The sequence below is a fragment of the Enterobacter wuhouensis genome (assembly GCF_004331265.1).
Lineage (GTDB): Bacteria > Pseudomonadota > Gammaproteobacteria > Enterobacterales > Enterobacteriaceae > Enterobacter > Enterobacter wuhouensis.
On the sequence record NZ_SJOO01000011.1, the window covers coordinates 62,350 to 73,858 of the forward strand.

An 11,509-nucleotide genomic window follows, 5' to 3' on the forward strand; every position below is an offset into this window, starting at 1 on the left:
GCTAAAGCCCCTGCACGCTGGAGGTGAGCGTGCCGACGATGAGCGTCCAGCCGTCACACAGCACAAACAGCATCAGCTTGAAGGGCAGCGAAACGATCAGCGGCGACAGCATCATCATCCCCATCGCCATTAAAATACTGGCGACGATCAGGTCGATGACCAGGAAGGGGATGTAAATCATAAAGCCGATCTGGAACGCCGTTTTCAGCTCGCTCAGCAGATAGGCTGGCGTCACGACCGTTAAATCCTGCTCCTTTGGCTCGCCCGTCACCCCCGCAATCGTCATCATCTGCGACATCGCCTTATTGCTGGTTTGCGCCAGCATAAAGTGCTTGAGCGGCACCTCGGCCTTGCCGAACGCCTGCTTCATGGTGATTTCATCGTTCTGAAACGGCACGACGGCGTCCTGATAGATGGTGGTCCACACCGGGCGCATCACCAGCAGCGTGAGCGCCAGCGCGATCCCGGTCAGGATTTTGTTTGGCGGACTCTGCTGCAGACCCAGTGCCTGACGCAAAATCGCCAGTACGATAATGAAGCGCGTGAAGCAGGTCATCATCATCAGCATCACCGGCAGCAGGCCGAGCAGGGTCATCAGGATCAGGATTTCAATTTTGACGTTGTAATCCTGGCCGCCATCGGTGGTTGCCGAGCTGAACAGCGTAATATCGCCGTTGGCCGCTAAAAGCTGCGGGGAGAAGAGCAAACCGCCCAGCAGAAGCCAGGGCAGCGCGGTGCGAAAGCGGGCGATCATGGCGTCAGTTCGCCCAGCTCTTTGCTGTTGAACTCCAGAATGCGCAGGCCGTATTTGTCGTTCAGCACCACGGCTTCGGCTTTGCCAAAGAGGATCCCGTTGACCTTGATGTCCAGCGGCTCACCCGCCATTTTATCAAGCTCAATCACGGAATCGTGTCCAACGGTCAGAAGATCGGCCAGCGAGACTTCAACCGAGGCCACTTCCAGCGTCAGCGTCACCGGAATGCGGCTAAACAGCGCCATTTTGCGCAGATCGTTGATGCCTGAAGAGGTTTCGGGTTCAGCCTGGAGATCCAGACGAATGTTGCCTTCGACGGTCTCTTCGCGCGGCATCTCCGTGAGATTCAGGTCGCCAAAATCCAGGGACTGGCTCAGGTCTTGTTGCTGATCACTCATATTGCTTCTCGATGGTTCTGTCATTAAATTCACAGAGTAGTAACTTGCCGCGATCTTCAGCGATTTTGGCGTCAAAAATCTGTTCTTTACCGATATAAACCGGGATGGTTTCGTTAATCGTTACCGGAATAATGTCTCCCGGCACAATCTTCGCCAGCTGGGCGACGGTCAAATTCAGGCTGCTAACATGCCCGCTAAACTTCAGCGGCATGCTGTAAAACAGGCGTTCTATTTGTGACGGCGTCGGCGATGTTTGCTTGCTGGCAAGCTGTTCGCGCTCGGGCGATCGCAGCGCGGCCAGCATCTGGTCAACATGCGCGTTATCAAACAGCAGCGTAAAGCTGCCTTCCTCATACCCTTCCAGCGTGAACGTGACGCACCACGACCACTGGTTAATCACCGTGGTGTTATCGCTTTTAATCTCGACGTCCTTACCAAAAATCTCTTCATCGATAAGCAGTCGCGTCAGATCCAGACCTATTTTATTTTTCAGCCTGTCTTCCGTTTTGGTGACGGGCTGATTGACATCCAGGGATTTATTTCGGCTCTCTTTTCCCAGACCGTAATAATCATGAAGGATCTGGAGTAACAGCGTGCGCTCAATACTGAACGCGATAGAGCCAAAAGGGGTCGTAAAGAGCTGCGTATTTTTATAGTTCTGATCGATAGCAAAATGCATCGACTTTAACGCAACGTTAACGCGTAGTTTTTTCAAAAAATAAATGCTTAACCGTGCATCGAATATATCAAAGCTGTCGTTCATTAATTTGGGCAGCTTATGCCATGGGCGCCCGAGCTTACTCACATCGAGCTTTACCATATCGGGGAGTTCCTGACTCTGGTAGATTTTTATTCTCTGAGGAGTTGCTGACATAGGGTCTTCCGCATAACGATCGCCTTAAGCAAATGCCGTAAACGGAAAGGCATTTGCTTATCGGCAGAAAAAAATATTTAAGTTCTGTTTAACCGTGTCGCTTTGATAAGTGAGTCGGCTAACGGCACCATAAAGGTCTTGCGCGAAGAGCTTTATTAGGGACAAGAATTAGACGCTGTTTAGCGTCCGTAATCAAGACGCTAAAGATTATTAATTCTTTATTTCAGGACGATTAATCACCATTAATATTTCTCCTAACCATATGAAATATAAAGGTTAAGATTTTAATACCCATTAAAAACAAGACAATTCCTAACGTACCGTTATAATACGCGAAATTCATGAATTTCCGTGTTTTATAGACATTCGGTTAATTCATATTGCCCCTACCGAATACTTGCCTTTTTTACATGTGCCAGCGATGGTGCATTAGGCCCGTATGCGCTTCAGGCTAACAATTAGCTTAAATGTTGGTGAGTTGTTATGAGTATTGTTATTGAACATGATGTCCGTAATGAAAATGGATTTGTTGCCAGTGCGCCAGAAAGCGTAAATGTATTTTCATTAGCACGCCGTGTTGCTAAATATAATGTATCGGTACTTATTACAGGTGAGACGGGTACAGGCAAAGAGTGCGTTTCGCGTTACATCCATGAAAATGCATTGGGTGCCGATGCGCCCTATGTTGGGGTGAACTGTGCAGCCATTCCTGAAAGCATGCTGGAAGCCATTTTATTCGGCTACGAAAAAGGCGCCTTTACCGGTGCGGTAACGGGCGTGGCCGGTAAATTTGAGCAGGCGAATGGCGGCACCCTGCTGCTGGATGAAATTGGCGATATGCCCCTGGCGCTTCAGGCTAAATTATTGCGCGTATTGCAGGAGCAGGAAGTTGAACGTCTGGGAAGTCATAAAAAAATACCTTTAGATATTCGACTGGTGGCGTCGACCAATAAAGATCTCCAGCAGGAAATTGCGGAAGGGCGTTTCCGCCAGGATCTGTTTTACCGTATTTCCGTCGTGCCGATTCATATTACGCCGCTGCGCGAACGCCGCCTGGATATTATTCCGATGGCGCTGCGTTTTATTGCCAAATACAAAGCCTTTCACAAAGGCAATATTCGCCTGAGCGATGAGGCCCGCCACGCGCTGCTGGCCTATGACTGGCCGGGCAACGTTCGCGAGCTGGAGAATGTTATCCAGCGCGGAATGATTTTGAGCAACGGGGAAGAGATTGCCGCCCAGGACTTCGGCTTACCCGTACCGGCGTCGTTAACGCCCGTATCCGCAGTCGATCTGATGCCGGCGTACCGCGAACAGCAGGCGGCACCGGCGGCCATTGGCAACGTCAAGCTTCATGGGCGCATGGCGGAGTATCAGTACATCATTGAGTTACTCAAACGCCATAACGGCAACAAGTCCAAAACGGCCGCTTTCCTCGGCATTACCCCGCGTGCGTTACGTTACCGACTCGCTTCAATGCGCGAGGAAGGTATCGATATCGAATGCTACTCCTGACGCCCGCAAGAGATTAACAACATGGATAACATTACCGCCATCGGTATGCAGGCCCGCCAGCAGGCGATGCTGGACAGAATGCACAATACGGCTGCCGTTGCGTCTTCAGGGGCATTGAGCACCACCCCGCTCATTGCGCCGGGCGCGTCTCTATCCGGCATCACGGGGGCGTCTCAGCCTTCCTTCTCGCAGGTCCTGAATAGCGCCATCGACAACGTCGATGCCGCACAGCACGCCGCCGGGGCAAAACAGAAAGCCATAGAGCTGGGTCAGAGTGACGACCTGGCCGGGGCCATGATCGAATCGCAAAAAGCCAGCGTGGCGTTTTCCGCCATGATGCAGGTGCGTAACAAGCTCACCACTGCGCTCGACGAAGTGATGAATACTCCGCTGTAAGGTTTCCCTCGTGCTGACAAAGATAAAAGATAAATTTTCCTCACTCTCCCTCCCGCAGGGGCGCCTCAAGCCGCAATGGCTCATTGCGGCTGGCGCCGTGCTGCTGACGGGGGCGATTGTATTTTCACTCTGGCGCAGCAATCAGGGCTACGTGGCGCTGTACGGCAGCCAGGAGAAATTGCCCGTCGCCCAGGTTGTTGAGGTCTTAGGCGCGGAATCTATCGCTTACCGCATTAACCCCGACAACGGGCAGATCCTCATTCCCGAAGATAAACTGCCGCGCGCGCGTATGGCGCTGGCGGCAAAAGGCATTACCGCCGTGATGCCGGACGGCTACGAGCTGATGGATAAGGAAGAGATGCTCGGCAGCAGCCAGTTTGTCCAGAACGTGCGCTACAAGCGCAGCCTGGAAGGCGAGCTGGCCCGCAGCATCATGGCGCTCGATCCGGTTGAGAACGCGCGCGTACACCTGGGCTTAAGCGAGTCCAGCTCCTTCGTGATGACCAACAAGCCGCAAAGCAGCGCCTCGGTCATGCTGCAGCTGCACTATGGCAAACATCTTGATGAGCAGCAGGTGGCGGCGATTGTTCAGCTGGTGGCGGGGAGCGTGCCCGGCATGCAGGCCGCCAGCGTGCGCGTGGTGGATCAGGCCGGGAATCTGCTCTCGGAAAACGGCCAGCAGAACGGTAGCAACATGGCGAGCATCCGCCAGGGCCGCGACGTTATTGAGCGGATCAAAAGTGAAACCATCAACAACATCACCAGCCTGCTCACTCCGCTGTTCGGCAGCGATAACTTTCGCATCAGCGTGACGCCAACCGTCGACATGAGCAGCGTGGAAGAGACGCAGGAGCGCCTGGGCAAAGAGCCGCAAATCAGCGATGAGAATATCTCACGTGAAAATACCACCAACGAACTGGCTATCGGCATTCCGGGCTCGCTGAGCAATCGCCCGGTCAATCAGCCCGCGCAGCCCGTCACGCCGCCGCTGGCAGCGAACCAGCAGACCGCGCAGACGCAAACCAGCAATCCGTCTTCACTTTCCAGCCGCAGCCAGGAGCAGCGAAAATACGCCTTCGACCGCGATATTCGCCATATCCGCCATCCGGGCTACAAGCTCGAAAAACTGCGCGTGGCGGTGGCGTTAAACCAGGCTGCGCCACCGCTTGCCAGCATGACGCCAGAGCAGCTCACCGCCCTGACCCGGCTGGTGGAAGATGCCGCGGGGATCGAGAAAGCGCGCGGCGACTCCCTGACGCTGGACAAGCTGGCCTTCGTGGAAAGAACCGTTGATGGCCTGCCGGAGCTGAAGTGGTGGCAGGACCCGAACATCCAGTACTGGGGACAAAACGGTGGGATCGGCATGCTGATCCTGCTCACGCTGCTGTTTGGCCTGCGCCCGCTGGCGCAGCGATACGGTCGACGCGAACCGTCTGAGCTTGTCGCGATTGAGGGCAGCGCCCAGAAGGATGCAATTGAGAGCGACCTGGTGACGACGGAAGCCGGTCTGGCCGGCCTTCCTGGCCCGGCATTTAACCAGGATACGGAGCTGCCGCCGCAAAGTTCCGGCCTGGAAACGAAGGTCGAATACCTGCAAATGCTGGCGCAAAACGAAACTGAACGTATGGCCGAAGTACTGAAACAATGGATCAACAGCAATGAGCGAACTGACAGCAAGTCATAGCAGTAAAGGTAGCGTGAAAACAGGGCGCAGCCGGCTGGAGCAGGCCGCCATTCTGTTGCTCAGCGTGGGTGAAGAGGCTGCCGCCAAAGTGATGCAGAAAATGAACCGCGACGAGGTGATCCTGCTGAGCGACACCATGGCGCGCCTCCACGGCGTGAAGGTCGATCACGCGCGCCATGCGATGAATAATTTTTTCGATGATTACCGCGAGCAGAGCGGCATCAACGGCGCATCCCGCAGCTACCTGCGCGGCATTCTTGAAAAAGCGCTGGGGGGCGAAATCGCCAGCAGCGTGATCAACGGTATTTACGGGGATGAGATCCGCCACCGCATGGCGCGCCTGCAGTGGGTCGACGTTCCGCAGCTGGCGGCGCTGATTGAGCAAGAGCACCTCCAGCTTCAGGCCGTGTTCCTGGCCTTCCTGCCGCCGGACGTGGCGGCGGGCGTCCTCAGCGCGCTCTCGCAGGAGCGCCAGGATGAAATCGTCTGGCGTATTGCGCGCCTGGATGACGTCAACCGCGACGTCATCGACGAACTGGACAGATTGATTGAGCGCGGCGTGGCGGTGCTTTCCGAGCATGGTTCGAAAGTGGTTGGCATCAAGCACGCGGCGAACATCGTTAACCGTATCCCCGGCAACCAGCAGCAGCTGCTGGAGCAGCTGCGCGAACGCGATGCCGACGTGGTGGACGAGCTGGAACAAGAGATGTACGAATTCTTCATCCTCAGCCGCCAGACGCCAGCCACCCTGCAGCGCCTGATGGAAGAAATTTCCATTGAAGAGTGGGCGATTGCCCTTAAGGGCACCGAGCCGGTGCTGCGTCAGGCGATCTTCAACGTCATGCCCAAGCGCCAGGTCACCTTGCTGCAATCCACCACCACGCGCCTTGGCCCTGTGCCGGTCAGCCGCGTCGACCACGTGCGTAAAGAGATCATGGCCACGGTGCGCCAGCTGGCGGAAGAGGGCGAAATTCAGGTGCAGCTCTTCGCCGAGCAGACCATGGAGTAACCCATGTACAAAAAACAGAGCTTACCCTTAAGCGCGCTGACCAACAGCCGCCAGGCGGTGATTAAACCCCGCCTGCATAAGTTTCCGCCGCTGCGCAAGCGTCGCACGGCGCAGAGCCTGCCGCAGGAAGGCCATCCGCTGATGGACGACGCGGCGCTTCAGGCCCAGCTTCAGCAGGGTTTTCAGGATGGGCTGAACAGCGGCTTTGCGCAGGGGCTGGAAGAGGGCAAAAGCGAGGGCTATCAGGAGGGGCTGCGCCTCGGCTTTGACGAGGGCGTGCGTAAAGGCCGCTCCGAGGGCACCGTGCAGGCGCGCCAGCAGTTTCTGGAAGCCGCCCATCCGCTCGACAGCATCATTGCATCAATGGAATCGTTTATGGCGAACTACGAACAGCGTCGCCGCGAGGAGCTGCTGCAGCTGGTGGAAAAAGTTACGCGTCAGGTGATCCGCTGCGAGCTTTCCCTGCATCCCACGCAAATCCTCACCCTGGTGGAAGAGGCGCTGAGCGCGCTGCCGCAGCAGCCGGAACAGGTCAAAGTGCTGTTAAACAGCGACGAGCATCGGCGCATCAGCGAGGCTGAGCCTGAAAAAGTGGCGCACTGGGGGCTGACCGCCGATCCCGATCTCCCGCCGGGCGAATGCCGGGTGATCACCAATACCACCGAAATGGACGTCGGCTGTCAGCATCGTCTCGATCAGTGTATGGACGCCCTGAAGGCCAGCCTGCTGCCGGAAGCGCACGATGAGTGACCACGACTTCGAGCAGGTCTTACGCTCGCTGGAAAACATCAACCTGGCGCGCGTGGCGGGCCGGCTGGTGCGGGTAACGGGTATTCTGCTTGAGTGCGTCGGCTGCCGCCTGGCCGTTGGGCAGCTTTGCCAGGTCGAGGATGGCGAAGGGGCGTTGATTGAGGCGCAGGTCGTCGGCTTCGATCGCGACGTCACCTTTTTGATGCCCTTTAAGCAGCCTGCCGGGCTGATGGCGGGCGCGCGCGTCTACCCGATGGATAAGCAAAGCGGCGTGCTCATTGGCGACCAGTGGCTGGGGCGCGTGGTTAACGGCCTCGGCGAGCCGATTGATGATAAAGGCAAACTGACCGGCGACACCGTGCTGCCGCAGCAGCTGCCGCAGGTGCATCCCCTGAAGCGCCAGCCGGTTGAGGCGCCTCTTGATGTGGGCGTCAGGGCGATTAACGGCCTGCTGACCATCGGCAAAGGGCAGCGCGTGGGGCTGATGGCGGGCAGCGGCGTCGGTAAAAGCGTCCTGCTCGGGATGATCACCCGCTACACCCAGGCAGAAGTGGTGGTGGTTGGGCTTATCGGCGAGCGCGGGCGCGAAGTGAAAGAGTTTATTGACCACTCCCTGGGCGAAGCCGGACGGCGCAAATCGGTCATCGTCGCCGCGCCTGCGGATGAATCGCCGCTGATGCGCATAAAGGCGACGGAGCTGTGCCACACCATCGCCAGCTACTATCGCGACAAAGGCAAAGATGTGCTCCTGCTGGTGGATTCCCTCACCCGCTATGCCATGGCGCAGCGTGAAATCGCGCTCTCGCTGGGCGAACCGCCCGCCACGAAAGGGTATCCGCCCTCGGCGTTTGGGCTGATCCCAAAACTGGTTGAAAGCGCCGGCAACAGCGAAAGCGCCGGCTCCATGACCGCCATTTACACCGTGCTGGCGGAAGGCGACGACCAGCAGGACCCGATCGTCGACTGCGCGCGCGCGGTGCTGGACGGGCACATCGTGCTGTCGCGGCACCTGGCGGAGGCCGGGCACTATCCGGCCATCGACATCGGGCAGTCCATCAGCCGCTGCATGAGCCAGGTAACCGGGCGCGATCACCAGCGCGCAGCCCGCACCCTCAAGCAGCTTTATGCCGAATATCAAAGCATTAAACCGCTGATCCCGCTCGGCGGCTACGTGGCGGGTGCCGATCCGCTGGCGGATAAAGCCGTCAACCTCTCTCCGGCGATTACCCGCTATCTGCAGCAGGAAGTGCAGGACGCGGCTCCGCTCGATAAAACCATTGCCGATCTGAACGTACTGGCCCAGGCAGGATGATGAACGATGAAAAAAATCATTACGACACTTGAGCAGCTTCACCTGATGCGTAACCGCGCGGTGCAGGATCTTAGCGCCCGGCTGGCCTCACAGCAGCAGCTGTGCCAGCGGCTGGAGAAGAACATTCACGCCCTCTCGAATCTGGCGACCAGCCCGATCCAGGAGATGGCGGGCGGCGCAACCATGCTCTGCAATCAGTCGGTCTATAAGCGCCACATTCAGCGCGTGATCGACTGGCAAAAGCAGGAGCAGGCCCTGGCGAGCGTAGAAGCCCAGAAGCTGCAGGGGAACCTGCTGGCGGCATCCCGCAGGGAGAAAAGCCTGGAGCGGGTGCTGGATGAACGCCGCAGCGCGCAGCGCCTGGCGAACGAGCGGCGGGAACAGAAAACAACCGATGCGATATCAGCCCAGTGCTGGCTTCGACAGCAGCAGGCGCAGCGGCAGCGATAAGATGACCACGAATCTCATGCAAAACCTGCTGAAGCGCCAGCAGCAAAAACGATCGCACGCCACGCCGTTCGTCAGCGTCGTGTGCCCCACCTGGAACCGCCGGGCGTTTCTGCCCTATCTGCTCTATATCTTCCAGTATCAGGACTATCCTGCGGACAAGCGCGAGCTGATTATCCTGGATGACTCAGAGCAGAGTAACGAAGACCTGATCGCGATGATGGTCGATCCGGCGGTCTGCACGGTGCGCTATGTCCACAGCCCCGAGCGCCTCGATTTGGGCAAAAAGCGCAACATGCTCAACGAGATGGCGCAAGGGGAGTACATCATCTGCTTTGACGATGATGACTACTATGCGCCGAACAAGATCAGCGCGCAGGTGGCGGAAATGCAGAACAATAACGCCCTGTTTTCCGGCAGCGACACGATTTACATCTGGTACAGCCATCTGGATAAAATCTACCAGACCCATTCGTTCGGCGAACGCCACGCGCTCAACGGCACGTTCGGCTATCACCGCAACTTCCTGAAAAACCATCGCTATGAAGACACGGCAACGCTCGCGGAGGAGCAGGCGTTTCTGAACAACTTTACGACGCCGATTCAGCAGATCGATCCGCGTCAGGCGATCCTCTGTATTTCCCACAGCGCCAACACCTACGACAAAGATTTTGTCCTCGGCTCCTCGAAGCCGGTGGATTTAACGCTGGAGGATTTCGTCACCGACCGCAGCCTGCTGAGCCACTACCGTCGCCTGAGCCAGGCGCCGCTGAGTGCCTCGGTGGAGTGGCAGGCTTTTGAGAAGGTGGTGGTGCTTTACGATCCACAGGCGGATGCGCTTGCCTCGCAGGTGGAGTCGCTCCTTTCTCTGGGGCTGAAGCGCGAACGGCTGGTGCCGCTGGCGGTCAACCCGGCGGATAGCGAGCTGGAGCAACATTGTCAGGCGCTTGAGCTGGCCCAGCGCGAGGCGTGGAGCAGCGTGCTGCTGCTGGATGCCTCCGTGAAGTTTGTGCGCAAAGAGATGTCCCTCAAAACGGTTAACCAGCTGTTGACGCGCCTGCCGCATATCGACTGGCAGGTGGTATTGCTGGGGGGGCGCTACAACAGCATTTCACCCCTCAGGACGCTGCCCGGCGTGGCGCGGGTACTCGATGCGGGCTGCGGCTGTGCCTATGCGGTCAACGGCTCCTATATCCCAACGCTGCTTGCGCACTACCGACAGGCGAAAAGCCTCGATGCCTGCTGGCCAGCGCAAATGCAGTCGCACTGCTGGCTGGGGATGCAGCCGAGCTTCGCCTTTTTACCCGAAATAAAAGACCCGACGACGGGGGCAGGCATTGACTGTACCCACTGGTTCTTCCGTAAAAACTTTCAATGATAAACGCCGCCACAGCAGCGGCTGGAGCAGTCTGTATGGAATTAATCGAACATTACCAGCCTGAATACGTTCTCCGTTTCCGGGCGCGCGAAGCCGCCTGCACCTGTTTGGCCTGTCAGGCCGCCACGGGCAACTGGCCCCATACGAGCACGTCGTTGGGTAACCAGCAGCGTGACAGCCTTAACGCGGCCTGTGAAAGCGCAGCGCGGGACATACTTCTGGATCCGGACGCGTTCGTGCTGCACGCGGGCGAAGCCGCATCCGTCGGCGAACGTGAAGATAACCAGTGGAATGAAGTCCTCAACCAGCAGTGCATCAATATGGCCGTTCACCCGTCGCTGTCGCTGCAAAGCAGCCTGTATGCCATTGGCGTATTGCTCAGCAAGGCGCAGCGCTACGTGGATGAAAAACAGTGCGAACCGCAGCATCTGGTCACGATGGGCGAGCAGCTTTCTCAGCTGGCGGAGAATGGCATTCTCAATGAACAGTTCGCCATGCTGCCGACGATTGAGGTGAACCGCGTCGAAGCCCTGGGTGACATGGGGGCGATGCGCCTGAACCTGAATCTTCCGCCCATGCAGAAGATGATGTTCATGCTGAAGCTCAGCGAGCTGGCGGTGATGGAGCCTGCGAGGCTGCAGGACCGCCTGCGCGAGCTGGATGCCAGGCCGATCCCCCTACTGGAGGCGCAGCCGCATATTTTGCGTAATATGCTGATTTATCGCCTGTACGGGGAGTTCTTCCCGTGCGCGGCATTTGATAACTACGGCGAAGCGCTTATGTCGCTGACGCGTCAGTTCTTCCAGGTAAAAATGCTGTGCGCGATGTGGCTGGAGGATAACGCCGAGCTGACGGAAGACGATTTTATCAGCCTGGTAAGCGCCTGGTATGGCTGGCAACAGCAGGCGACGCCGGGGAACGAGAGGGTGAACACGGCTGATTACACCCTGCTGTGTGGGTTATCACTGATTTAACGAAAGGCGGCCTGTGCC

12 protein-coding genes are annotated in these 11,509 nt (G+C 57.5%); 9 read left to right on the forward strand and 3 right to left on the reverse strand.

Annotated elements, in window-relative coordinates; genetic code table 11:
- Window position 1 precedes the first annotated feature (1 nt).
- Genes fliP through E0L20_RS19640 form a run of 3 tightly spaced genes read right to left on the reverse strand, consistent with a single transcriptional unit; the run spans window position 2 to window position 1,867 of the window.
- The gene (fliP, locus tag E0L20_RS19630) at window positions 2-754 is read right to left on the reverse strand and encodes a flagellar type III secretion system pore protein FliP (protein ID WP_131635405.1); all 753 of its coding nucleotides are present in this window, start codon (window positions 752-754) and stop codon (window positions 2-4) included.
- Window positions 751-1,152, reverse strand: a complete 402-nt coding sequence (locus E0L20_RS19635) for a FliM/FliN family flagellar motor switch protein (RefSeq protein ID WP_131635406.1) — start codon at window positions 1,150-1,152, stop codon at window positions 751-753. The genes fliP and E0L20_RS19635 overlap by 4 nt, the downstream gene beginning before the upstream one ends.
- A complete protein-coding gene (locus E0L20_RS19640; RefSeq protein WP_242673420.1) occupies window positions 1,145-1,867 on the reverse strand; it encodes a FliM/FliN family flagellar motor switch protein in 723 nt (240 codons plus the stop codon). The genes E0L20_RS19635 and E0L20_RS19640 overlap by 8 nt, the downstream gene beginning before the upstream one ends.
- A gap of 642 nt (window positions 1,868-2,509) precedes the next feature.
- Between E0L20_RS19640 and E0L20_RS19645 the strand changes: the two genes are divergently transcribed.
- From E0L20_RS19645 to E0L20_RS19685, 9 genes are read left to right on the forward strand one after another with little or no spacing between them, the layout of a single operon-like run.
- A complete protein-coding gene (locus tag E0L20_RS19645; RefSeq protein ID WP_131635408.1) occupies window positions 2,510-3,541 on the forward strand; it encodes a sigma-54 interaction domain-containing protein in 1,032 nt (343 codons plus the stop codon).
- 21 nt (window positions 3,542-3,562) lie between these two features.
- On the forward strand, window positions 3,563-3,937 hold the full coding sequence (gene fliE, locus E0L20_RS19650; RefSeq protein ID WP_131635409.1) for a flagellar hook-basal body complex protein FliE: 375 nt from the start codon (window positions 3,563-3,565) through the stop codon (window positions 3,935-3,937).
- Window positions 3,938-3,947: 10 nt separating this feature from the next.
- Window positions 3,948-5,621: a flagellar basal-body MS-ring/collar protein FliF gene (gene fliF, locus E0L20_RS19655; protein ID WP_131635410.1), complete on the forward strand. Its 1,674-nt coding sequence runs from the start codon at window positions 3,948-3,950 to the stop codon at window positions 5,619-5,621.
- The gene (locus E0L20_RS19660; RefSeq protein WP_131635411.1) at window positions 5,596-6,630 is read left to right on the forward strand and encodes a flagellar motor switch protein FliG; all 1,035 of its coding nucleotides are present in this window, start codon (window positions 5,596-5,598) and stop codon (window positions 6,628-6,630) included. The genes fliF and E0L20_RS19660 overlap by 26 nt, the downstream gene beginning before the upstream one ends.
- Before the next feature lie 3 nt (window positions 6,631-6,633).
- Window positions 6,634-7,380 carry a flagellar assembly protein FliH gene (fliH, locus tag E0L20_RS19665; protein WP_131635412.1) on the forward strand — a complete coding sequence of 249 codons (747 nt, stop codon included), beginning with the start codon at window positions 6,634-6,636 and terminating at the stop codon, window positions 7,378-7,380.
- A complete protein-coding gene (fliI, locus tag E0L20_RS19670; protein WP_131635413.1) occupies window positions 7,373-8,692 on the forward strand; it encodes a flagellar protein export ATPase FliI in 1,320 nt (439 codons plus the stop codon). Before fliH ends, fliI begins: the two co-directional genes overlap by 8 nt.
- Window positions 8,693-8,698: 6 nt before the next feature.
- Entirely contained in the window at window positions 8,699-9,142 is a 444-nt protein-coding gene (gene fliJ, locus E0L20_RS19675; RefSeq protein WP_131635414.1) for a flagellar export protein FliJ, read from the forward strand.
- Window positions 9,087-10,517, forward strand: a complete 1,431-nt coding sequence (locus E0L20_RS19680) for a glycosyltransferase family 2 protein (RefSeq protein WP_242673421.1) — start codon at window positions 9,087-9,089, stop codon at window positions 10,515-10,517. Before fliJ ends, E0L20_RS19680 begins: the two co-directional genes overlap by 56 nt.
- A gap of 35 nt (window positions 10,518-10,552) precedes the next feature.
- Entirely contained in the window at window positions 10,553-11,491 is a 939-nt protein-coding gene (locus E0L20_RS19685; protein WP_207389460.1) for a hypothetical protein, read from the forward strand.
- Window positions 11,492-11,509 lie beyond the last annotated feature (18 nt).